This window comes from Melghiribacillus thermohalophilus (genome assembly GCF_004342905.1).
In the GTDB taxonomy this organism is placed as follows: Bacteria; Bacillota; Bacilli; order Bacillales; family Alkalibacillaceae; genus Melghiribacillus; species Melghiribacillus thermohalophilus.
The window spans coordinates 1-23,846 of the sequence record NZ_SMAN01000022.1; the positions used below are offsets into that span (position 1 = coordinate 1).

Here is a 23,846-nt window from a genome sequence, read left to right on the forward strand (position 1 = left end):
TATTAGACATAGGTAGGGTCTCCTTTCTCATTTTTGTTTGGTCGCAAATCTGAGAATACCCTACCTTTTTCTTTTTTTCCAGTAAAAAATCATTTTACACAGACTTTTATACATCATCTGTTCTTCATTTCCTTTAAGTATTGAAATTTTAGTAAATTGCTTTTAAATATAAAAATATAGAAAATACATATTAATATGAGAACAATTGAAAAAATTAGAAACGGTAAAATGATACTCATGTTTAATAGGTAAACTCCAAGGAGAGGTCCTACTACCCCACCCAGGTTAATAACCCAATAATTATAGCTGAAGACATTTGAAACAGTTTTATCTGAGGTATATTCAGATAGTAAAGTTTGGTTTGAAGTATTATATAAACTCCATGCTATACCTGAAACTGCAGCAACTAGAATTAATATTAGATAGCTACTAAAAAGAATAAAACTTATTAAACAAATTGATGACAAGATTAATGACAATATATAGGTCCGTTTAGAACCTAAAATATCACTTAATCTGCCGCCTATAATACTAAAGATCATTGAAGTAAATGGAGTAACTGCTAATAAAAAACCAACTTTGGCAGATGTAAAACCTAAATTGTTTTTAAAATAAACTGCTAGAAATGGCATTGACATAAATCTGGTGACCGAAATAACTAAGCCAGTGATGATTAAATACCAGATAATTTTTGGCATATTTTGCAGCTTGAGATTTAGTAGATTTTTTAGTTTCTTAACGAAACGCATGTTGACGCCACCTTTCTTATTGATTTACTAAACATATTGGAGGGATAGTGTCTTGTCACTTGTTGGTCAGCGCATACAAGAGTTAAGAGAAGAAAAAGGTCTAACACAATTACAACTATCTAAAGGAATTGTATCCAGAAGTTATTTGAGTCAAATAGAAAAGGGAAATGTCCACCCATCTTATAGTCTTTTAAAAAAGATTGCATCAAAATTGGAGTGTAAAATAGAAGAATTATTAGAAGAACCTAAGAACAATTCTTTTAAAATTTCTATGTTTAAAAAATATTTAAAAGAGTTGGAAACAAATATTGAAGCCGGGAAAATATCAGAATCGATAAAAACTTACAAAAAATTAAACCTTGAATTAAAAAGTAATCTTAGCAATTATGAAAAAGGTATTTTATATTGGGCAGAGGGAAAATTGGCTGAAAATAATAATAGTTCAGACTCCTCACCGGCTATAGAAAAGTATAGGGAAAGTATAAAATTGTTAAAAAAGACAAATTATATAAATGAATGGATCCGATCTATCAATGATTTAGCTTCTCTATACTTAAAGCTTCAGAAAAATAACGAAGCATTTCAATGGCTAGATACAGCTTATGATGCATTGATCAAAAACCAAATTGGAGGAGTTTTGAAGACCTCTTTACTAATTAATTTAGGACATGCTCACATTAATTTTGGAGAATATCATTCAGCGATCAGATACTTAAAAGAAGCTGAGAATTTAAATAAGTCATCAGATGTGCATGTCAAGTCTGGAAAGGTATATTTGCTATTGGCGTTATGCTATAAAGAGCTTGATGACTATGAGTGTTCTAAAGAGTATAACAAAAAAGCATTAAAATTCTTTGAATTAACTGAAGAGCATGAAAGTATAGCAAACATATATAACAATATGGGAAATTTATTTTTAAAACAGGGTTTATACGATATGGCGATAGATTATTTTGAAAAAGCCGTAAAATTATATAAAGAAATCCAACACATTCAAGGTTTTCTTTTATCAAAAACCGGTATGGCAAAGTCTCATTATCATAACGGACATTTTAAATTATCAGAAGAAATTTGTAATGAAATCATTTCTCAAAATCATGAAAAACAGTATAAAGGTATTGCATTTATAATTCTTGGAGATATAAGGTTTAACGAAAAAAAATATCAAGCAGCCCTAGAAAATTATAACAATTCATTTGCATTATTTAACGAAAATAACATCCAATGGGGAGAAAGATATGCATTAAAGAAAATTGCATTATTGCATTTTAATCAACGCGAGTATGAAAAAGCAGCAAAAATATTTATTGAAATTGATCGAAAAACTGAGATAATAAAATTTCCTTTGTTCATTTAATGTAAATATGCTTTTTTATTCTTAATTGAATGTTGGATATTTCTAAAATTTTGATGTCATTTAAAACATCTTTTCTAATTGCTTGAGCTAATTTTTGGATGGTCATCTTTCTCACCTCTCCCAATTGTAGTTATATATTAAACAAATATTAACATTTTTAAAAATTTATTATATGTTAATTAATGTTTATTTAGAGCTATTTGAATTATGGATTGGAGGAGAACTTAGTTTTTCTTATAATTCCTTTTATTTACTTGTTATTTCTTTAATACCTTTAGAAGCATTTACAAAATCTATAATATTGGTTGCTAAAAAAACCTTTTTCAGATAATGCTTTGTACAAATTTCTAAACCTAGACTGTCAATACTTGTATTTTTGAAACGGGGCCTGAAGTCGATTCAGAGCAAGCTCCTCCTTACCGATGCGGAGACGGGCGAGCATGTGGCGCTCATGGATGCGTCGTGGCTCAAGGTGATGCGTACCGTTGCCATCAGCGGAGTGGCAGCGAAGCATCTGGCGCGGGAGGATGCCCGGACATGCCTGGTGATCGGCTGCGGCGAGCAGGCCAAAGGGCAAATCAGTGCGATGCTGGAGGTCCGGAATCTGGAACGGATTTTTCTGTACAACCGGACGCGGACCAGAGCCGAGTCCCTGAAAACCTATATTTATGAGGTGCTTCATTTTGAAGGGGACGTGGAGATTGCGGACGGTCCTGATGAAAAGGTGAGAGATGCAGATATCATCATCTGTTCCACCAGTTCCCGAACGCAGGTTTTTGACGGTACTCTGGCAAAGCCCGGAACCCACATCAGCGGGATCGGTTCCTTTAAGCCGGATATGCAGAAAGTGGATCTGAATGCGCTGAAAAGGACGGACAAAATTGTGTGCGACACCTTTGAGGGCTGCATGGAGGAAGCCGGCGATTTCCTTACCCCGATAGAGCAGGGCGAAATTTCGAAGGACAACATTGACGGGAAACTGACCGATCTGGTTCTGGGTGAACTCTCCGGCAGGGAAAACGAAAGCGACATCACTTTTTTTAAGTCCGTCGGCTTTGCCATGGCGGATCTCGTCACGGCGGTGGCGGTGTATCGGAGTTTGAAAGATAAAGGCTGATTGACAGCTAGAAGATCATCCCATTTTCGGGATGATTTTTTTAATGAGGCTGAATCTCCAGGATATGGGTTAGAAAAACTCTGTCATTTTTCATAGCTCAATTGCCTCGTTTTTCACTCGATCTTTCATGTTTCGATGAATGGAGTGTTCCGTTACGACATCGACCTTTACATTCAGAAGTTCTTCCATCTCGTTTTTGAATCGGATCAGATCGAAAAGACTTCTTCCTCCTTCAAAGGTCACGAGTAAATCAAGATCACTTGAAGGATCATCTTCTCGTCTGGCAGCTGAACCAAAAACTCGTATTTTTTGTATTCCGTTTTTGTTTGCGCTCCTCAAAATCAGATCACGTTTTTCTTGAAGATCATCATATAGCATGATGGACCCCCTCACTTTTTCATGATCACAGTTTCATTATAACACCATTGATGTCAATCAATTCTAAGGTTTTTCCCATGATCACATACGTTTGAATGAAATGGTTCAGGTAATTCAAAAACACAAAATATAGACAAAGGGTGGCTTTAAAGTCAGTTTTAGTCGTAATGGAGGAAGATTAGACATGTTTGATCCCGGTTATCCCAAATCAATTCCGCCGGTTGCGAAATGAAGATGGACGAATTGTCCCTTCTCCATTTTTAAGCGGAATTGTTCCTATCCTGCTATTCTTCTTTATCACATTAGGGGTTGCTTACGGCTATACTGTTCAGAAAATTAAGACAATGGATGACATTCCGAAATATATGGGTGAAGCCATTAAGGATATGTCAAGTTATATCGTGCTGATATTTGCTGCCGCTCAATTTATTAGCTATTTCAACTGGTCTAACCTCGGTACATGGGTCGCCGTAAACAGTGCTGAATATTTAACCAGCATTGATATGACAGGAATACCGGTGGTGATCGGATTCGTTTTACTAACGGCGGTTTTGAACTTAATTATTTTCAGCGGTTCGGCTCAGTGGGCGTTGATGGCACCAATCTTTATTCCGATGTTCATGCTCTTGGATTACAATCCCGCGTTTATCCAGGCTGCTTACCGAATCGCAGACTCATCAACGAATATCATCACTCCACTAAATCCTTATATTTTAATTGTTTTGGCTTTCATGCGAGAGTACGATAAGAAAGCCGGAATCGGAACACTCATTTCCCTCATGCTTCCTTACAGTTTAATCTTCCTGGGTGTGTGGATTGTCTTGCTCTTGATCTTCGCATTTACCGGAATTCCATTCGGTCCGGGTGTCGGCGTATATCTGTAAGGTAATTTTCATATAAAAATAGAGAAACTGTTCCTCTTGAACGGGAACAGTTTCTTTGATTACTCTTAGTATTCCATCTGTTAGCAGTCAATTTGTTCGCAGTACCGATACCAAATCGGTTCAGGTTTTAAATTTGTGCAATAAATTCCTAATAAAGGAACGGAATCACAATTTATGATACAATCTTCCTGATACTTGGACAGAGGATTTCCTGGATGGTTTTGAGTTCTAGTAATTTTTCTATTTCCTTTTTTGCTGCAAGCAATCCTATTCGTCATATTACGAAAATTATCTTTCTATTCATTTCGTTCCAGATTTTCAGCTGGCAGATGATGAAGATCATCCGGGTCCATTTTCAGAAGACGATACGGTTTAACTGAGGTGACATGAATGGATTATTTACTTCACTCTATTCTTCATATTTTAGTAGGTTTATGTATAGGTTATTTTTTTCTAAGTAAAGATGTGGAATCGAATAGAGATCAAATCTTTGTTTTGACTATATCTGGTATTGCCTCAATCGCCCCTGATATCACAAAGTTCTTTGGTGATCTTTATGGACACTCCATATGGTTTGTTCCAGTTTTCGGTCTTTTAATGGCTTTAGTGTCACGCTGGTTTTTTAAAAAAATTGATTGGGTAAAGCTATGGATCGTGTTTTCTGTAGTTATATTCATTGGTCACCTTTTGATTGATTTTATTGGAAATGGTTTAGCCTTATACTATCCATCTACTATGAAAGAATTCCGTTTTCATATCATAAGAAGCGTGGATTATTTTATATTAACACTGCTGTTTATAACGATCACCCTCAGCTTTTTTTTGAGAAAGAAAAGGTTAGTGATTGGAATGGGTTTAAGTATATTATTGATCTACCTTGGATTACTATCCTATTCCAAAGTTCAGTTAGAACAAACCTTAGAGAAAACATATAATGATGAAAATATACAATTGCTAATCACTTATCCGTCTTTTGATAATCGCTGGGCTTTTCAAATCAGAACAGATGAACGGTCTATATTCGGTTACTCAGCTTTGTTTTCTCAAGATATAGAAATATATCGGGAAACCAGGAATGAATAGCCATACTTTTAAAAAGAATTCTCAGCCCGAAAATCCAGGATGCTTACCCGGATGACTGGTGGAAATGAGGGCATCTGATTGGGAATTGGGGGTAGAATCAGAAATAACAGAATATGAAACGCGATCAGCAGGAGCGAACCAGCAAATCCGCGCAGTCTGTATCGAATGTTTTGAAAAATAACTTGACGGCATTCCTGAACTGATTTAAAATGATTACATCATTTACAGCTTTCATGCGTTATATGGTTAAAACTGCATATGCGAAGTGAATCTCTTATCAAGAGAGGCGGAGGGACTGGCCCTATGAAGCCCGGCAACCATCAGGCAAATTCAGCCTGAACGGTGCCAATTCCTGCAAAGCCGAGTGACGGCTTTGAGAGATGAGAGAACACGGAAGTGCGTCGTATAGCCTTTCTGTTCTCTTATCGGACAGAAAGGCTTTTTTAGTTACATAGAATAGGGGTGAATACGGTTGATTGAGATTCAAAATCTGGTCAAAATTTACGAATCGGGCAAACAAAAGGTGAAGGGGGTTCAAGATGTTTCCCTGACGATCAATGATGGGGAAATTTTCGGAATTGTCGGCTACAGCGGTGCCGGAAAGAGTACGTTGCTCCGGTGCATCAATATGCTGGAATGGCCAACGTCAGGAAATGTGAAAATTGATGGGGTGGATTTGACCAGCCTGAGCAGGCAGGAACTTCGCAGGGCGCGGCAGAAAATCGGTATGATTTTTCAGCATTTTCATCTGGTACGCTCCAAGACGGTGTTTGATAATGTAGCCTTTGCTCTGAAGGCGGCAGGAAAATCGAAACAGGAAATCCGGAACAAAGTGGATGATCTTTTGGAGATGGTCGGTCTTCAAGACAAGAGGGATGCTTATCCGTCTCAACTCAGCGGGGGGCAGAAGCAGCGGGTGGGCATTGCCCGGGCACTGGCCAATGATCCGAATGTTCTGCTGTGCGATGAGGCAACATCGGCCCTTGATCCGGGTACGACCAGGCAAATTCTGCTCCTATTGAAGAAAATTAATCAGGAGCTAGGCATTACCATTGTCCTGATTACCCATGAAATGGGGGTAGTCAAGGAAATCTGTGACCGGATTGCTGTCATGCAGGACGGTAAAATCATTGAGTGCGGGGAAGTGTATGAGCTCTTTGCCCGTCCAGAGGAACCGCTGACCCGTTCCTTTATCGACAGTGTCCTGCAGCTTGAGCTTCCGGAGCATCTGGTGAAAAATCGCCGGGGAACACTGGTCCGCCTTCAGTACAGAGGAGAGGCGGCCAGTGACACGGTGATTTCGGATATGCTTCAATCCTTTCGGGTGAAAGGAAATATTATCCACGGGAAGATCGAGTATATTCAGAACAAGCCTCTGGGGATTCTTGTTCTGGAGTTGATCGGTGATGAATCTGAAGTCAAAAGGGCCATTGATTTTATGCATGAGCGGACCGGCGGGCTGGAGGTGATTGAACATGCTGCTTGACCGGCTGGCAGAGCTTGTTCCGGAACTGAATCAAGCATTTCTGGAAACGATGTACATGGTTTCTATTTCCCTCGCTGTGGCTATTATGGGCGGACTTCCCCTCGGGATCCTTTTATTTGTGACGGATCGGGGGCTGTTTCTGGAGAATCCCGTTGTAAAATCCGCCGCCGGATTTGTCGTGAATATGGTCCGGTCGGTACCGTTTATTATTCTTCTGGTGGCTTTACTCCCTTTTACCAGGTGGTTAACAGGGACTACGATCGGTCCGACAGCTGCTTCAGTATCCCTATCCATTGCTGCCATACCATTTTTTGCAAGGATTGTGGAATCTTCACTGAGGGAAATTGATCGGGGAGTCATAGAGGCAGCTATTTCCGTTGGGGCGAGTCCATGGATGATTATTAAAGATGTGCTTCTTCCCGATGCCCGTCCCGGAATCATCCATGGCATTACCATCACTACAATCAGTCTGGTCGGCTACTCAGCCATGGCAGGTATTGTAGGCGGAGGAGGGATCGGAGACCTTGCCATTCGCTTTGGCTACTACCGTTACGACAATACCATTATGATCACAACCGTTGTCATTTTGATTTGCCTTGTTCAGCTGATTCAGTTTCTGGGCGACCGAATCGCCCGATTAACCGATAAACGATAGATTAAGAAGGAGGAATTTTTCAATGAAACGTATTGGACTTACCTTCATAGTTATTGTTACTCTTGGATTTTTATCCGCGTGCGGAAATGGGGAAACCACAGCTGAAGAGAAAAAGGAGCTGACCATTGGAGCAACTTCCGGCCCTTATAGTGATATGGTGACAAAAGGCATTAAGCCTGTACTGGAGAAAAAGGGATATACCGTCGAAGTCGTCGAATTCAGCGACTATATTCAGCCCAATCTGGCCCTTGCCAGCGGCGATCTGGATGCGAATCTGTTCCAGCATAAAGTATATATGGAATCCTTTGCGGAAGAGCATGATCTGGAGCTGTCTGAAGTTATTGTCGTTCCAACAGCCCCAATGGGCATTTACTCCAATCGTTTTGATTCCCTGGATGCAATTGAAGAAGGAAGTCAGATTGCTGTTCCCAATGATCCGACAAACCTGGCCAGAGCCTTGCTGATTCTGGAAAGTGAAGGGCTGATCACACTGGCCTCCTCCTTTGACCCGTTGACAGCCTCGGAAAGAGATGTGGAAGAAAATGTGAAAAATCTTGAATTCAAACCGATTGAAGCCGGCCAATTGCCACGTGCTGTTGAAGGTACTGATCTTGCTGCCGTTCCCGGGAACTATGCACTGGCTGCTAAAATGAATCTGCTGGATGCTCTCGTCCTTGAAACGATGCCGGATAAATACCGTAACCGCGTGGTGGTGAACACTCGTGATCTTGATAAGCCCTTTGTTCAGGATATTAAAGAGGCAGTCGAGTCAGAAGAGTTTGAAGCTGTTATTGATGAAGAATTCAAAGGATTTGGCAAACCAGAATGGATGCTGGAGAGGAATAAAGAATAAAAGATATCACATCAGCGCGGTGAACGGCATCACCGGCTGGTGTTTATGGATTTATTTGATGAAAGGAAGACATTCTGAAAAATCAAAGAACGATATTTGTTAGGAAGAGTTTACAATCGATTCATTAAAATCAATTGGATGAAAATACATTGATAAACATGGGATGGATGCTTTACGGGTGACAGTTATTTCGTGACAAACGCATTCTCTCAATCAAAATAGAGTAATATGGGCTGGCAAAGTTGTGTATGTTTCTTTGCAATTTTATGTACTTTTCTATTCCAGAGTTCGGGCACAAGAAATCAGGACTCACACGCGAGATATCAGAGTTCACGCGCGAAGAATCAGGGCTCATTCGTGAGAAATCAGGACTCACGCGCGAGATATCAGAAGAATCAGGGCTCATGCACAAGAAATCAGGACTCACGCGAGAGATATCAGAGTTCACGCGCGAAGAATCAGGGCTCATTCGTGAAAAATCAGGACTCACACGCGAGATATCAGAGTTCACGCGCGAAGAATCAGGGCTTACGCGCAGGAAATCAGAGTTCACCTGCGAGATATCAGGATCCGCGCACCGGGACTCTTGATCAATATTTTGTATAAGATATCGGCTATCAAGGAAAAATCATATGAAAACGGGTGACTCATATTTTAGAGCCAGACTCGTTTATTTTTCTATCACTCCGCCGGTTCTAAATCTTCAATGGAATCAATGTTCATATAGGATGGTACAACTAAGCCGATTCTGGCGCCTCTCAGGTTTTCGCCCAGGTCTTCAAACTCGCCTTCATACTTTTCATAGAAAGCGGCGTGGGTCGCTGGCATCCATGGTGCAAGGGAAGCATCACCGTCTCCTTTGGCAATGGCCTGGAACATAATGGATGGGTCTACTGGCGTGAGTTTTACTTCGTATCCCATCTGCTCCAGCACGATTTTTGCTACATGGGCTGAAGAGCGCTCGGTATCCCAGGGGGTTAAAACTAATTCGATGGATGTACCGTCGACAGGTTCGACGCCTTCTGTCCATTCATCTACTTTGTCCTGGTTTTCATCCACCCACTGCCGGGCAGCGTCTTCAAATTCCATTTCCTGTGCAGCAAGCATGACTTCTTCCATGTCCGCCGGCTCCCAGTGAAATCGGTCTAGAATCGTGTAGGCCTCAGGCATGTCTTCTTTTAAACCTTTTCTGACAATGGTGGAAATGTATTCGACATCCCTATAAACCCCTCTTGGGTCTTCCAAATATTTTAAGTCATATTTTGCAAATTTGAAGTGAGGAGACCAGCCTGTGACAATAATAGGCTCTTCATTTTGAATCGCATCATCTAATTCGGACAGCATGGCGACTGTGGAGGAATTGATCTGTTCCCAGCCGGCAAGGTTTTCATACTCTTCCAGTGCGTTGTCCGTTGCCTGGGTAATGCCGGCACCAGGCTCAATTCCAGTAATGGTGTAGTCGACTTTTTCGCTAATGCTGATGGTTTCGGTTTGATCTTCTCCGCTGTCAGCCGTATCGTCTATATTTTCCTGTCCGCAGCCGGCTGCTATCAGGGATAAAGATACTCCGGCTATCATCCCAAGACTTTTCCAGTTCACTTGAAACACGTCGTACAACACTCCTTTAGTTGTTTGTTTGCTACATGGTGTCATTTTTACAGGGAGCGATTTTTCATGCTTTTTTAGCAATTCATGAATTTTAAACCTATTTAAGTGTCTGATTCAAATGTGAAATTTGAATAATTTTGTACAAATTATCTATACAGACGAAACTGTATAAATCTTATCAGGGGTATTCCGATCTTTTCTCTATTTTTCTCCACTTAACACCATGGTTTGCAAAAAAATTCTCTCAGCGCAATCAAACCCTTTCATTTGACACCCCGATCGTTCCTGAATGAAGGTAATGCTATCAAACACCATGGAGAAACATGATCGATCCATTCATGAAAGGCTGTATGATGATTGTATAAATTTAACGCCGGGATTAATTCTGGACGACATTTGTTCATTTAAATTTGTTGTTATCCTTCTTCAACTAAGAAGGGTTAGTTGAACGAATTCCTTCCATGTTATCATTACGTTTAGTTTATGTTAACATCCATTTAAAAGGGGGGATTGATGTGGAAGATGGATACCAGATAGGGTTGGTTGTTCTAAGTGTTGTTATATTTGCGGGCTTAGCTTTGATCATATATGAAAAACGAAGACGGCGAGATTTTCCCAGGGTTTATAAAGAACTGGGAGCATCTTGTGTATTTACCTTTGTGATGCTCCTTGCAGCTGTTTATATTTATGTGAACTTTGGGGTTACTGCGGGGTTGTTGGTGACGTTATTTTTCCTTTTGATGGGGCTCATTTTAGTAGGATATGTTATCAAAAAGATCCAGAAAACAAGTTCGATCAAATAAACCCGATGAAATCACTTTTTTTAAATTTGCAGGCTTTGCCATCGCCAATCTTGTGACGGCAGTGACGGTGTATCAGGACAGGACATAATCGGTTTTGTGCGGAGAAGTGCCTGGACAGTATGGCACTTCTTTTATGTTTCTGGGCATAGTTGCAATGAAGTCAGGTCATTCGTCGCGGGATACATATGAAAAGGGGCTTGTATAGTTGTTTGAAAATAATGATTATTTCTAATTATAATAAAATATAGTTGTAATAAAACAACAAGGGGGTGATGATGTGAAAAGGTCAAAAGTAAAAGATCCTGGAATCATCCTCACGATTGTGCTGGCTGTATACGCAGCCCTGGTTTTTATCTGGTGGCCGGCTGATGTGTACCTGGGTGGGATTTCCCTTGTGGGCTGGCTCATGTTTATTGGTTTGTTTTTCTGGGTACTCATCGGTGTGATTTATGTGATCTGGATTGAAAAATTGGATCAGCAGCAGTAGGGAATGGATTTCTGGAATTTGAGAGGAGGAAGTTCACATGAGGGTAACGGAATCCGTGATTCTTTTCATTTATTTAATTGTGATGACGCTGATTGGGATTTACTTTTATAAACGTGCCCGTCAGTCTGAAAGCGATTATTTTACGGCAGGGAGGAGCATCAATACCTTTGTCGGTTCTTTTGCTGCCTTTGCGGCGGTTGCCAGTTCCAGTTCCCTGATGGGAGCCGTTGGGGGAGGAGTGGCCAATGGCCTTCCGTTCTTCCTGACATATGCTTTTGGCGTGATTGCGATTTTTCCTTTTGCGATGTTTTTAATCGCCGGGCAAATTCGCAGATCCGGGGTTAAAACGGTTCCTGACTTTTTTTATCAGCGCTATGGAAAATCGGTGCAGATTGTTTCTGCGCTGGTTGTCGTAATCGGGATGACTTTTTATATGATTCCTCAATTAACTGCTTCCGGCATTATCGGATCGTATGTGCTTGGCATTGATTATACTACCGCTGTTATTGTACTCGGTCTTGGCTTTACGCTGTATGCCGCATTAGGTGGGATGTGGGCCATTACCTATACCGATCTCTTACAGGGAGCCATCATGCTGATCGGAATTCTTTTGCTGGCAGGATTTATTCTTGTAGATCATGGTGGGTTATCGAATCTGCTGAACAGTGCCCTTGCTGCCAGTCCAACCTTTGGGGATGTTAATTTGCCATGGATGTCTTACTTTGGATTATTTATAGCTTTTTTGTGGTTCGGAATCGTTTCCCCTTCTGTGGTTATGCGTAATTTTGCTTCCAGAGATGAAAAAATTGCCCGTCGTTCGGCTATGGGAGCGACAATTCTTTATATCCTGCTGTTTTTAGCTGGATTTGTAGTGACAGGGGCAGGGGCAGCCCTGGATGTTATCGGATCGCTGGAGAATACCGATATGGTATTTGTTTCGGTTATAGAACATTATTTGCCACCCATTTTAGGCGGGATTATGCTGGCTGGTATCATGGCTGCCATTATGTCATCGGCTGATGCAATGTTGCTGGCTATTTCGGCAGGAGTGGCCCATGATATTTATAAAAAACATATCAACAAGAATGCCAGTGAGCGGTTTGTGACCGGTCTCGGTTTGATGGTCATGATTGTCGCCAGTGTAATCGGAATCATCTTTGCCATTCATCCACCGGGGATCATTGCGGTAATGGTTGGATGGGTCGGCGGGTTTTTGTTGTCGTCCTTTGGCTTCCCACTGGTGCTTGGAATCTGGTGGAAACGTGCAAACAAAACCGGCGCACTTGTTGGAATGTTAAGCGGAGCGGTTACGTTTTTAATATTGGTGATGACCCAGGTACTTCCAACGAACGCGGAACCGATTGTGGCAGCCCCAGTTTCTCTGTTGCTGACGATGATCGTCAGTGTGATGACAGAAGCCCCCCCAAAAGAAATACAGGATCGGGTGGACTTTTACCATGGCATGTCTGAAGAAACCCATTAATGGCATTAAAGGATGAACGGTATGAAAACAGGGAGATCAAGCGTTCAGCGAATTACATGCATTCAGCAGGGTTCTTTACTTACAAAGAATGAAGCACTGGCGTATGCTTATAAATATTTGCCGTTGAAGCTAAAGTGGGTTAAGGAGATGAACAGGGAACGTTTAAAGGAATATGTTTTGTCCTGTGAACAGATCTATCACCCGTTCTGGATAGCGAAAACGCTGGTAATCGCGGAACGGCCCCCTTTCCCACCGAAAAAAATGCCCAATGTTATTTTTGTGGATGCGGTGTATGGATACCGGGGATTGTTTGGGAAAGTTCCTCCCCTGGAAGAAAGCGATGTTCGGAAAGATCAGCTCGTGCCAGAGAAGATTCACGATCAAGATGACGCACTGCGATATGTCAAGCATGTACAGCACAGGCAAATGAATCGTTCTTATTTGTTAAAAAAGCCGATTCATCAAATCCAGGAAATGTTTGTCGCATATGTTCCCCTCTGGAACATTCACGTAAAAGTGAGAAATCACGATGCCATCTATATGATCAATGCAAACACGGGAGAAAGAGAAAGGTTTTGTAGGCAGGGGCAGTTACTTGACGCATAGAAAAAACGAAGGGCAGAGACAAATGAATGGAAAAAAAGCAGGCACAGGCCTGCTTTTTTTGTCAGCAAGACGACCAGCATCAGTCGTTGTTTCCTCCAACAGGAGACTATTCAGCTTCTGACAGAGAGTATCCATTTCTATAGAATCAGAATCCTTAATGAATCGCTGTTTAAAGTTGTCCAGAGTGGATTGGGGGTAGGCATTCGGTTTCAGAACCCCTAATTGTTCTACTCTTTTGACCACCATGGTGTGAGCACTTGCTGATGAAGTGTACGAAGCAGTGCCTATAAGTGATCAGGTTCATTGCTGCCACTACTATGGACGGACATGGGTTAAACCAATCACATAGGTTTTATGTTTTTCATCTATTTCAGGGAGGAATTCAAACGATTTGGGACGACAACATGCATGGTCCCGTCAGGCCCCTGGTATTATTTTTTTATCGGAATATAAATATCGATTTCAGAATCCGGGTTCATTGGTCCGAAAAATCGGGCATCATCGTATAGTTCGAATTCAGGTCCATTTCCTCTGTCATAGCCGTTTTTTGGAAACCATGTTCCGTAAATATACTGAAACGTATCCTGCAGGGTTTCTGTGGTTCCTCTGTGGGTAAACACGACGTATTCATTGGCAGGGAAGGATTTTCCCACCATACCTTCAGGAATATCCTTTAGTTCATATACCTCCACTCCAGCGATATAATTAAATTCTACATTGACTCCCGTCGGTTCCATTACGCCTAAATAGATCGTTTGAGAGACTCTGTGCTGAATTTGATCCTTCACCTGATCCAGTTCATCCCACATGTTTGGAATTTCATGGGCCCGGGAACTGTGCATTTGCAAACCTACAATGTGATATGCCTCTTTCTTCTTAAATTTTGGTTCCATTTGATTCACTCCTTTTAAATGATGAATGTTTTTGTCGGTAAATGGTTTTCGTTTCGTCAAATGATAGAGCAGCTGGTAGTTTTCCTGGTGTTTTCGGAATGCGCCGGGGGTCACACCAAACATCTTTTTAAAGGCTCTGGTAAAAGCCTCCTGTGACTCATAGCCATAGTCAAATGCGATGTCAATGATTCGTTTGTTCGTGATGAAAAGGTCCCGGGCAGCGAGAGACAGCCTGCGCTTTTTGACGTATTCGGTGATGGTCTCACCCAGTATGGAGTGGAAGATTCGGTGGAAATGAAAGGGTGACAGCCCTACATGACGGGATATGCTCTCGAGACTGATCTCTTCATGTATGTTGGTTTCCATGAAATCGATCGCACTGGAAATTCTTTTAAAATAGTCCACACTCATCAGAATTCCTCCTTGATTGAATTGATTATATCCATTTCGGATGAAAAGTTTTTGATTTATTTTGCGATTTTGAAAACAACACGGTAAAGGGAGGTATGCGTAGACGAAAGGGATTTGATGTATATATCTTTCATACATTCGGTTAATGTGACATTTTTCCTGCCTGAGTTTTTCAAATCAATAATCGATTATTCATGTGCCTTTTTGTCTGGGTGCAAAAGGGGAAGCGCATTCATGTAAAGGAGATTCGCAAAAGATTTGACAAAACATACAGCGCTTAATTAATGTACGTTAATAATAGAAGTCTAACGAGGTGATCCTATGCTTGTCATCACAGACGAAGAGATCAAGAAACATGTTACCATGAAACAGTGCCTGGCTGCGGTTGAAGAGGCGGCGAAAATTTACCGGACAGGGAACAACAAACAGCCGATCCGGACGGCAATGAATATCGACAAACAGAACGGGACGATGCTGTATATGCCTTCTTATTCAGAAGAGGTCGGGTATACGGCGGTGAAGATCGTGAGTGTGTTTCCGGAAAACCGGAATCGGGGGATGAAGTCACTGCAGAGCAAGATTTTGCTCACCGATGCGGAAACGGGTGCGCATGTGGCACTGATGGATGCGTCATGGCTGACGGTGATGCGTACGGGTGCCATCAGCGGTGTGGCGGCGAAGTATCTGGCAAGAGAAGACACCCGGACATGTCTGGTCATCGGCTGTGGCGAGCAGGCACGGGGGCAAATCGGTGCAGCACTGGAAGTCCGGGAGCTGGAGACGGTTTATCTGTATAACCCGACGAGATCCAAAGCGGAATCCCTGAAAGCCTATATTTTGGATGAGCTAGCGTTTAACGGGAAAGTAGAGGTTGTGGAAGACCCTGATGAAAAGGCAGGAGATGTGGATATGATCATCACTGCCACCAATTCCGTGACACCCGTGTTTGACGGGAATCTGATAAAGCCCGGTACCCACATCAGCGGGATCGGATCCTTTAAACCGAGCATGCAGGAAGTGGACGTGAATGTGCTGAAGAAGGCAGACAAAATCATGTGTGATACCTTTGAAGGCTGCATGGAAGAAGCGGGTGATTTTCTGATTCCTATGGAAAAGGGCGAGTTTTCAGAAGAAACGATTGAAGGTGAACTCGCCGATCTCGTTCTGGGTGCGGTACCTGGACGGGAAGACAACGACGAAATAACTTTTTTTAAATCCGTAGGCTTTGCCATGGCTGACCTCGTGACGGCAGTGGAGATTTATCGGGTGATGAAAAAACAATAGTTTCAATTCAATCATCCCGGTAATCCGGGATGATTTTTTATGGCTAAACTCAAACTGGAAATCTTTTTCTTGCGTGAACCATCTTAAAGAATACACATCCCCTGTCCAAACAGGTATAATAAATATCAAATATTTTGACAGATCAATAGAGCAGAACTTTCAATCATGGGGGACCTCTTTCGATGGCTAAACAAATGTCGCTGCAGACGAAAATTTTAACGTTAATCGTGTCACTCGTTATTTTTGTAACCGCTCTCTTGACAGTGATTAACAGCTATATTGAATATAATCAGACAAAGGAATATATTGGGGACCGGGCGCTGAATGTAGCGACCACGATTTCCTTTATGCCGGAAGTGATCGAAGCTTTTGAGACGGAGAAGCCTTCTGAGATTATTCAGCCCATTGCTGAGCGAATCCGGGAAAAGATTGGGGCTGAGTTTATTGTGGTGGGGAACACCGAAAGTATTCGCTATTCTCACCCTCAGCCTTATAAAATTGGACGGAAAATGGTTGGAGGAGATAATGATCTGGCACTGATTCACGGGCAGTATTACAAGTCGGAAGCGGTCGGGTCTCTTGGTCCGTCGCTCAGAGGAAAAGCACCGATTTTTAACGATGAAGGGGAAATTATTGGGATTGTTTCAGTCGGCTTTATGCAGGAGGATATCCGGGATATGGTGTTTGACCGGGTGATGAAGATTTCGGCTATGTCACTGTTCGTGCTGGGTCTCGGTGTGGTCGGCGGGATTTTTCTAACGAAGAGCATCCGCAAAGATATGATGGGGCTTGAACCCCATGAAATTGCCTCCCTCTACCGGGATCGGAAAGCAGTTCTCCGTTCCATCAAAGAGGGGATTATCGCCATAGACAGAGAAGGAAGAATTACCATTATGAACCATTCGGCGAGGAAAATGCTTGGACTTACCGAGGATGCCAAATATAAGCATATTGAGGAGGTTCTGCCCAATACGAAAATGTATGATGTGCTGAAATCGGGCAAGCCTGATGCCGATGAAGAAATCATGCTGAAGGATAAAGTGGTCATTGTGAATCGGACACCGATATTTGAAGGGGATGACGTGGTCGGAGTGGTGGCCAGCTTTCGGGATAAAACGGAAATCCAGGAGATGTTGAACACCCTATCAGAGGTAAAAAATTATTCAGAGGATCTTCGGGCCCAGACCCATGAATATACGAACAAATTATATGTGTTATCGGGGCTTCTGCAGCTGGGACGTTATGACGAAGCGATTGCTTTGCTTCAGGAAGAATCGGAGCAGCATAACATTCAGACCAGGACTCTATTTAGCAACATAGAAGATCAAACGGTCCAGGCTATTCTGTTAGGAAAACTCGGGAAAGCTTCGGAGAAAAAAATCGATTTTCTCATCGATGAAAACAGTTCCCTTGCCCCTTTGCCGGAACATATCAGCATGTCAAAACTCATTACGATTCTCGGCAACCTTCTGGATAATGCCATGGAGGCGGTCAGCCAAAGGCAGGATAAGCAGGTGACGTTTTTTGCAACGGATCTCGGACATGATATTATTTTTGAAATCAGTGACCATGGTCCGGGTGTATCTGAAGAGATCGAGGAGCAGATGTTTGAGCGGGGATTTTCTACGAAAGGATCATCTAGAAATCGGGGGTATGGACTATGGAATGTCCGGGAAGTGGTCCGTGACCTGGGTGGATCTATTGAAGTAAAAAGCAAAAGAGATGAAGGAGCGGTGTTTACGGTTTATTTGCCGAAGCAAGTGATGAATGTGAAGGAGGGGAGTTAAATGTTGAAAGTGGCCATAGCGGAGGATGATTTTCGGATTGCCTCCATTCACGAAGACTTTTTATCAAAAGCGGACGACATTGAAGTTGTGTTTAAAGCGTTAAATGCAGAGGAAACACTGGATCAGCTCAAGCAGCATCCGGTTGATCTGATGCTTCTGGATATATATATGCCTGATCAGCTGGGGATCGATATTATTGAAAAACTGAAAGCCATCCAGCCGGATCTCGGAATTATTATTATTAGTGCCGGAACCGATAAGCACCTGGTGCAGCAAACCCTGCAAAAAGGAGTGTTTGATTATATCATCAAACCGGTAAGCATGGAGCGGTTTCTGGAGACCATAGAAAAATTTAAGCAATTTAAGGAAGAACTTGAGCGAAAAGAAGAGGTGGATCAGGCATTTCTTGATCAATATTTTGGCCGGGCAAGCGTTCCCGAACAGGAGCGAGAGATGCCAAAGGGAATAGATCCTTTAACGCTGCAGAAAGTAGTGGACATTTTAAAAAAATATGATGGGATTTCAGCGGAAAAAATGGGGGAGGAAATGGGTGCATCCCGGACAACAGCCCGACGGTATCTGGAATATTTAATTTCGATCAATCAATGTTATGCCGAACTAGAATACGGCATTGTCGGAAGGCCGGAACGGAAATATTTTCGCAAAGACAGGACACTCTAGAAGATTTCTGGAGTGTTTTTTTCTGGAAAGGTTTATGGAAGGTACTGGTACCTGCAATCTCCCGGAAGTAAGGTGCCATCACCAGTGAACAAAATGAACAAAATAATAAAAAAATTCTTTAATTCATTTATTTTGAAAACGGTTACATGGATAGAGTTTCGCTTTAGAATGAGTGATAGTAGTTTTGAAAACAGAAAAGGGGGACTTTTGAATGAAGAAGTTTTTATCCTTATCTTTGTTCGTCATGCTGGCTCTGTTTCTGGCAGCCTGCGGAAATGACGATTCTTCGGGTGATGATACCACTGATGGTGATGAAACGTCAGGTGAATGGGAGCCCGAACAGTCTATTGAAATCGTAGCTCCTGCCGGTGCTGGGGGAGGATGGGATACTACAGCGCGAATGGCAGCCCAGGTATTCCAGGAAGAGGGAATCATTTCAGAGGACATCGGTGTTGTGAATAAGCCGGGCGGCGGCGGAGCTGTTGGCTGGGCCTATATCGCCAATCAAGAAGGCAGTAACCACAATTTGTTCGTGTCTTCTTCACCAATTTTGCTGGTGCCTTTAAGCGGCCAGTCTGAATACGGTCATGAGGATTTCACACCAATTGCCAATGTGATTGCGGATTACGGTGCCTTTGCTGTCAATGCGGATGCCCCATGGGAAGATTTGAATGAACTGTTTGAAGATATGAAAGAAGATCCGTCAAGCATTACGGTAGTTGGAACTTCTTCTCCAGGAAGCATGGACCACATTCAGTTCGTTCGGTTTGCAAAAGCAGCCGGTGTGGACATTACCAAAATTAAATACGTATCTGCTCCGGATGCAGACGGGATTACACAGATTTTAAACGGCAGTGCTGATGTATATTCAACCGGTGTAGCTGAGGTTGTTGAACAGGCCAAAGCCGGAAACATTCGTGTACTTGCTGTAACCTCCGAAGAGCGTCTAGATGGAGATACACTTTCGGACTTCCCGACAGCTAAAGAACAGGGAATTGATGAAGTATTCATTAACTGGCGCGGATTCTTTGGACCTCCAGGAATGGATCAGGCCGCTGTTGATTACTATGAAGCAAAGTTTAAAGAACTGAGTGATTCGGATGCCTTTGCAGAAATTCGTGCGAACTACGGCTGGGATGAAATGTATATGGGAAGTGAAGAGTATAAACAATTCCTTGATGAAGAGAAAGAAAGTTTGGAGTCTATTCTGGAAGAATTGAATTTGTTAGGTGAATAAAAGATGCCTTTATATGAAGTCAACGGCAATGCCGTTGGCTTCATCCGTATTTTATCGATGGCGAAAGGGGGATTATTCATGTTGCAGAATGTCAATCGAAAAGCTGGCATCATCTTGTTTTTGGTCGCTATGGTTTATTTAATTTTCAGTTATCAGTTGCCGTCTTACCCCTATATTCCTGTAGATGCAGATTTCATTCCGAAAGTGTTGGGATGGCTGCTCGCGATTTTATCTGTTGCACTCTTTTTTGCAAAGGATCAGGACAGCGAAGAACAAAAGAAAAAACGCCAAATCCCTAAAAAAGATGCCATTGCCATTCTGGTTGTAATGGGCATGGTATTTGTTTATATTTTGCTGCTTGAAATCATTGGCTTTGTCATGATGACGGCTCTGTTTATCTATTTGACTTCCTGGTTTCTGGGGTATGACAGGCATGTGACCAATGCAGTAGTTTCGGTTTTATTTCCCGTTATTTTATATGGAATATTTAATTATTTACTGCAAATCCATTTGCCGTCTGGAATTTTACCGGTGTAAAGGAGGGATATCATGGACGGTGTTTTGGAAGGCATTGTATCTGGTTTACAGGTCGCCTTTAGCTTACAGGGTATTTTATTTGTTTTGATCGGCGTATTTATTGGAACATTTATAGGGATGCTGCCGGGTCTGGGACCGATCAGTGCGATTGCCATTATGATCCCGCTTACCTATGGAATGGATCCGGCTCTGGCTCTCGTGCTGATGGCAGGCGTCTACTACGGTGCGGTTTTTGGCGGTTCTACGTCTTCTATTTTGCTAAATGCGCCGGGGATTTCCGGAACCGTAGCGACATCCTTTGACGGATATCCCATGGCCCAGCAGGGAAAAGCAGGGAAAGCATTAGCCGTCGCTGCCATTTCTTCCTTTGCAGGAGGAACAATTAGTGTCATATTGCTTATGATTTTTGCACCGGTACTCGCCAGTGTGGCAATCTCTTTTGGTCCGCCAGCCTATTTTGCTCTTATGCTGCTAGGACTAACGGCCATTGCCAGTTTGTCTGAGGGATCGACGTTAAAAGCGCTGATTTCGGCTGTGGTTGGCTTTATGATTGTTACCATCGGGATTGACCCCCAGACCGGAACGGCCCGTTTTACTTTCGGCAGTGCAAACTTATTGGATGGAATTGATTTTCTGGTGATAGCACTTGGCTTGTTTGCTCTCGCTGAGGTAGGGTACTTAATTATAAACCGGAAGCAAAAAGGAATGAAAAACGCGAAAGAAATCGGCAGTCTGAAATTGACGAAAGAAGATGCTAAGGAAATGGGTGGTCCGATCAGCCGGCATTCCATATTAGGGTTTATCATTGGAATCTTACCCGGAGCAGGTGCAACAATCGCATCGTTTATCAGTTATATTACGGAAAAACGGATTTCGAAAAAACCCGAAGAGTTTGGGAAGGGATCAGTCAAAGGTCTGGCTGCTCCGGAAGTTTCTAATAATGCTGCAACCAGTGGAGCCTTTGTTCCCCTGCTGAGTTTAGGGATTCCGGGATCGGGGACGACTGCGGTTATGCTTGGAGCACTGCTGGTAATGGGCATTCAGCCTGGGCCGCTCTTGATGACAGACCGCCCCGAAATTTTCTGGGGTGTGATTGCGAGTATGTATATTGGAAATATCTTTTTATTGATTTTGAATCTTCCACTAATTCCGTATATCGCCCGGGTTCTCACCATTCCAAGGCCTTTATTGATTTCCATGGTTATCATGTTCAGTGTGATCGGGGTTTATTCGATCAGTTTTAATACGTTTGATTTATATTTGCTGCTGGCATTCGGTGTGATCGGCTTTCTGATGCGCATGTTTGCCTTTCCAGCCCCGCCGTTTATTCTGGCGTTCATTCTAGGGGGGATGATGGAACAGGCTTTCAGGCAATCCATGACCATCTCCAATGGTAGCCTGATGATCTTCATTGAAAACAAAATTGCGCTTGTCCTGATTATTCTTTCATTGCTTTCTTTTCTGTATCCGATTTACCAGAGTTACAGAAACAAGAAGCGAGCCGCCAGAGAGGTGGGCTGACAGGAAAGAATAATGCAGAAAAAAATCATCCCATTTGCGGGATGATTTTTTAATCTTTTTTAACAGGTTCGCGCCAGCCGCCAAGATGTTTATGAATCAGCAGGCTTCTGATAATGAATTCTTTCCGGGGCACGGTCGATATACACGGTCCTGGACGGAAAGGCGACAGAGACCCCTTCTTCTTCGAGGATTTCCATAATGGAAAAGTTGATCTCTTCTTTAACTTTCAAAAATTCGCCCCAGTCGGTCGTTTTGGTGAAAAAGTATAGGAATATATCCAGGCTGCTGGAGTTGTACTGGTCAAAGGTGACAAAAATGGTCTCCTGATGAATGGCATCATGGTTTCGTAACAGATGTTCAATCCGCTGGATGACGGTTTTCATCTTATCTTTCGGTGTACCGTATTCAACTCCGAGATGGAAGGTGATCCGTCTTTTGCCCATTTTGCTCCAGTTGGTAATAGGCTCATTGACAAGTGTGGAGTTCGGGACCGTCACCAGAGAATGGGCAAAGGTACGCACTTTGGTGCTGCGAAACGTGATGTCCTCAACGGTTCCTTCTACACTGGGCGTTTTGATCCAGTCTCCTATTTGAAACGGTTTTTCCGCAATGATCACCACGCCGCCGAACAAGTTTTTAATGACATCCTGTGCCGCTAAGGCAAAAGCTGCTCCGCCCAGTCCAAGTCCGGCAATAAAGCCGTTGATATGGTAGCCAAATTCCTGAGCGATGACGCTTATGCTAATGGCGACAATAATAAAGCGAAGGGTTTTGGACATAATTGGAATTAAAGTCTCATTGATTTTAATGTTCGTCCGCTCACCCAGTTTTCTGAACAAAACAGATGAGCTGGAAGCAAGATTAAACAGCCCCCAGGTAATAATAGCGATGACTCCCGAAGAAATCAGACTCCGGAATAATTGATTTTCCACGCTCAAATATGGAAAATAATGCGCAGAAACGTATATCCCAATGATAATAAAAAGCCAGCGGAGCGGCTGTTCAAAAGCGATAAACAATTGTTCGAGGAAATCTACAGGTGTTTTTTTCATCGTGCGTAAAAGCAGTTTATAGAAATATTTGCTGAATATTTTCCGGAAGATTAAAAATAAAAGAAAAATGCCTATAGATATTCCAAGATCGATCCATGTTTCTGTACTGATTTTCTCCCAAAAGTACCAGTTCATGCAAACATTCCCCTTTTTGTCAAGCTTTCTTTTCTGGCTGTGTTATTTCATGTATGAGCTTTCCTTTTCCCTATCGTAACAAATTATCGTACAGGAATATAGTTTTTTGTCGAAGGAAGACAGGAAAGAGGAAAATCGTTCTATATCGATTATATTCAGTCAGCAGGGAAAACTGAATAATTTTGTACGGATGGGATTGACATGTATACAAAGAAAAGTAGTGACTTGCGGATGAATCCACACTTGCGGGAGTTATCCGTTATAATTGAATCAAATGATAGTTACAAAGGGGAATCATCGATGAAGATGGCCGCGAAAATGTTGCTGATTGGCTCAGGTTTTTTGTTTTTAGGGCTTGGAATCATTGGCATTATTCTGCCCCTGATCCCGACCACTCCTTTTCTGCTGCTCTCAGCTGCGTGTTTTGTTCGCAGTTCCGATCGTTTATATATCTGGCTGTTAAATAACAGATGGTTTGGGAAATATATCCGTGACTTTCGAGAAAAGAGAGGAATTCCGTTAAAAGCAAAGGTGACGGGAATTGTGCTGTTGTGGGTATCCATGATTTATTCGGCGTTTTTTGTTGTACCTCTCGTTGCCGTACGCGTTCTCCTTTTACTGGTTGCCGCTTATTTCACCTGGTATATCCTGTCCCTGAAAACATTGCGGTCATAAGAGGGGAATGGTTCCCCCCTTTGAAAATCAGTGGCAGGCAGCGTTTTGCTTCAACAGGATAAACACGAATAGAGGTTGGATTGG

The 23,846-nt window shown here is 42.4% G+C and carries 22 protein-coding genes, 1 pseudogene and 1 riboswitch; of the genes and pseudogenes, 18 read left to right on the top strand and 5 right to left on the bottom strand.

Features of this window, described 5'->3' with window-relative positions; translation table 11 throughout:
- Positions 1 to 113 precede the first annotated feature (113 nt).
- Positions 114 to 749, bottom strand: coding sequence for an MFS transporter (locus EDD68_RS12745; RefSeq protein WP_132372677.1), 636 nt, complete (start codon positions 747 to 749; stop codon positions 114 to 116).
- A gap of 52 nt (positions 750 to 801) precedes the next feature.
- On the opposite strand from EDD68_RS12745, the gene EDD68_RS12750 reads away from it, so the two are divergent.
- Positions 802 to 2,106 carry a tetratricopeptide repeat protein gene (locus EDD68_RS12750; protein ID WP_132372678.1) on the top strand — a complete coding sequence of 435 codons (1,305 nt, stop codon included), beginning with the start codon at positions 802 to 804 and terminating at the stop codon, positions 2,104 to 2,106.
- A 376-nt stretch (positions 2,107 to 2,482) separates the two neighbouring features.
- Positions 2,483 to 3,223 (top strand): ornithine cyclodeaminase family protein, encoded by a 741-nt coding sequence (locus EDD68_RS12755; protein WP_165902181.1) that lies wholly within the window; start codon positions 2,483 to 2,485, stop codon positions 3,221 to 3,223.
- A gap of 90 nt (positions 3,224 to 3,313) precedes the next feature.
- Here the strand turns inward: EDD68_RS12755 and EDD68_RS12760 are convergent, their stop codons facing one another.
- Positions 3,314 to 3,601, bottom strand: coding sequence for a nucleotidyltransferase family protein (locus tag EDD68_RS12760; RefSeq protein ID WP_132372680.1), 288 nt, complete (start codon positions 3,599 to 3,601; stop codon positions 3,314 to 3,316).
- A 197-nt stretch (positions 3,602 to 3,798) separates the two neighbouring features.
- Between EDD68_RS12760 and EDD68_RS12765 the strand changes: the two are divergent.
- The 5 genes and pseudogenes from EDD68_RS12765 to EDD68_RS12785 all read left to right on the top strand — a co-directional run.
- A pseudogene (locus EDD68_RS12765) lies at positions 3,799 to 4,485 on the top strand (AbgT family transporter); the annotation flags it as partial.
- Positions 4,486 to 4,875: 390 nt separating this feature from the next.
- Complete coding sequence (locus tag EDD68_RS12770) at positions 4,876 to 5,568, top strand: metal-dependent hydrolase (protein ID WP_132372681.1); 693 nt, start codon at positions 4,876 to 4,878, stop codon at positions 5,566 to 5,568.
- A 271-nt stretch (positions 5,569 to 5,839) separates the two neighbouring features.
- Positions 5,840 to 5,955, top strand: a riboswitch (SAM riboswitch).
- An 85-nt stretch (positions 5,956 to 6,040) separates the two neighbouring features.
- Positions 6,041 to 7,054, top strand: coding sequence for a methionine ABC transporter ATP-binding protein (locus tag EDD68_RS12775; protein WP_132372682.1), 1,014 nt, complete (start codon positions 6,041 to 6,043; stop codon positions 7,052 to 7,054).
- Positions 7,044 to 7,709, top strand: a complete 666-nt coding sequence (locus EDD68_RS12780; protein ID WP_132372683.1) for a methionine ABC transporter permease — start codon at positions 7,044 to 7,046, stop codon at positions 7,707 to 7,709. The genes EDD68_RS12775 and EDD68_RS12780 overlap by 11 nt, the downstream gene beginning before the upstream one ends.
- 22 nt (positions 7,710 to 7,731) lie before the next feature.
- The gene (locus EDD68_RS12785) at positions 7,732 to 8,562 is read left to right on the top strand and encodes a MetQ/NlpA family ABC transporter substrate-binding protein (protein WP_132372684.1); all 831 of its coding nucleotides are present in this window, start codon (positions 7,732 to 7,734) and stop codon (positions 8,560 to 8,562) included.
- A 681-nt stretch (positions 8,563 to 9,243) separates the two neighbouring features.
- On the opposite strand, the gene EDD68_RS12790 is transcribed toward EDD68_RS12785, so the two are convergent.
- Positions 9,244 to 10,215 carry a glycine betaine ABC transporter substrate-binding protein gene (locus tag EDD68_RS12790; protein WP_132372685.1) on the bottom strand — a complete coding sequence of 324 codons (972 nt, stop codon included), beginning with the start codon at positions 10,213 to 10,215 and terminating at the stop codon, positions 9,244 to 9,246.
- A 416-nt stretch (positions 10,216 to 10,631) separates the two neighbouring features.
- Here EDD68_RS12790 and EDD68_RS12795 point away from each other — a divergent pair, with 416 nt between their 5' ends.
- From EDD68_RS12795 to EDD68_RS12810, 4 genes are all read left to right on the top strand, one after another.
- Complete coding sequence (locus EDD68_RS12795) at positions 10,632 to 10,973, top strand: hypothetical protein (protein WP_132372686.1); 342 nt, start codon at positions 10,632 to 10,634, stop codon at positions 10,971 to 10,973.
- 277 nt (positions 10,974 to 11,250) lie between these two features.
- Positions 11,251 to 11,460 (top strand): hypothetical protein, encoded by a 210-nt coding sequence (locus EDD68_RS12800; RefSeq protein WP_132372687.1) that lies wholly within the window; start codon positions 11,251 to 11,253, stop codon positions 11,458 to 11,460.
- A gap of 37 nt (positions 11,461 to 11,497) precedes the next feature.
- A complete protein-coding gene (locus EDD68_RS12805) occupies positions 11,498 to 12,943 on the top strand; it encodes a sodium:solute symporter family protein (RefSeq protein ID WP_132372688.1) in 1,446 nt (481 codons plus the stop codon).
- Positions 12,944 to 12,964: 21 nt separating this feature from the next.
- The gene (locus EDD68_RS12810) at positions 12,965 to 13,549 is read left to right on the top strand and encodes a hypothetical protein (protein WP_132372689.1); all 585 of its coding nucleotides are present in this window, start codon (positions 12,965 to 12,967) and stop codon (positions 13,547 to 13,549) included.
- Positions 13,550 to 13,980: 431 nt separating this feature from the next.
- On the opposite strand, the gene EDD68_RS12815 is transcribed toward EDD68_RS12810, so the two are convergent.
- Positions 13,981 to 14,853, bottom strand: a complete 873-nt coding sequence (locus EDD68_RS12815) for an AraC family transcriptional regulator (RefSeq protein WP_165902182.1) — start codon at positions 14,851 to 14,853, stop codon at positions 13,981 to 13,983.
- A 321-nt stretch (positions 14,854 to 15,174) separates the two neighbouring features.
- On the opposite strand from EDD68_RS12815, the gene EDD68_RS12820 reads away from it, so the two are divergent.
- The 6 genes from EDD68_RS12820 to EDD68_RS12845 all read left to right on the top strand — a co-directional run bounded on the left by EDD68_RS12820 (position 15,175) and on the right by EDD68_RS12845 (position 21,900).
- On the top strand, positions 15,175 to 16,137 hold the full coding sequence (locus tag EDD68_RS12820; RefSeq protein WP_132372691.1) for an ornithine cyclodeaminase family protein: 963 nt from the start codon (positions 15,175 to 15,177) through the stop codon (positions 16,135 to 16,137).
- A gap of 182 nt (positions 16,138 to 16,319) precedes the next feature.
- A complete protein-coding gene (locus EDD68_RS12825; protein WP_132372692.1) occupies positions 16,320 to 17,924 on the top strand; it encodes an ATP-binding protein in 1,605 nt (534 codons plus the stop codon).
- On the top strand, positions 17,925 to 18,605 hold the full coding sequence (locus EDD68_RS12830; protein ID WP_132372693.1) for a response regulator: 681 nt from the start codon (positions 17,925 to 17,927) through the stop codon (positions 18,603 to 18,605).
- 211 nt (positions 18,606 to 18,816) lie between these two features.
- Complete coding sequence (locus EDD68_RS12835) at positions 18,817 to 19,842, top strand: Bug family tripartite tricarboxylate transporter substrate binding protein (protein ID WP_132372694.1); 1,026 nt, start codon at positions 18,817 to 18,819, stop codon at positions 19,840 to 19,842.
- Between the two features lie 3 nt (positions 19,843 to 19,845).
- The gene (locus tag EDD68_RS12840; RefSeq protein ID WP_341540281.1) at positions 19,846 to 20,379 is read left to right on the top strand and encodes a tripartite tricarboxylate transporter TctB family protein; all 534 of its coding nucleotides are present in this window, start codon (positions 19,846 to 19,848) and stop codon (positions 20,377 to 20,379) included.
- A 12-nt stretch (positions 20,380 to 20,391) separates the two neighbouring features.
- Positions 20,392 to 21,900 (top strand): tripartite tricarboxylate transporter permease, encoded by a 1,509-nt coding sequence (locus EDD68_RS12845; protein WP_132372695.1) that lies wholly within the window; start codon positions 20,392 to 20,394, stop codon positions 21,898 to 21,900.
- A gap of 89 nt (positions 21,901 to 21,989) precedes the next feature.
- Here EDD68_RS12845 and EDD68_RS12850 read toward each other — a convergent pair whose 3' ends face one another.
- The gene (locus EDD68_RS12850; RefSeq protein ID WP_132372696.1) at positions 21,990 to 23,087 is read right to left on the bottom strand and encodes a mechanosensitive ion channel family protein; all 1,098 of its coding nucleotides are present in this window, start codon (positions 23,085 to 23,087) and stop codon (positions 21,990 to 21,992) included.
- Positions 23,088 to 23,387: 300 nt separating this feature from the next.
- Between EDD68_RS12850 and EDD68_RS12855 the strand changes: the two genes are divergently transcribed.
- Complete coding sequence (locus EDD68_RS12855; protein WP_132372697.1) at positions 23,388 to 23,762, top strand: YbaN family protein; 375 nt, start codon at positions 23,388 to 23,390, stop codon at positions 23,760 to 23,762.
- The last annotated feature ends 84 nt before the right edge of the window (positions 23,763 to 23,846 follow it).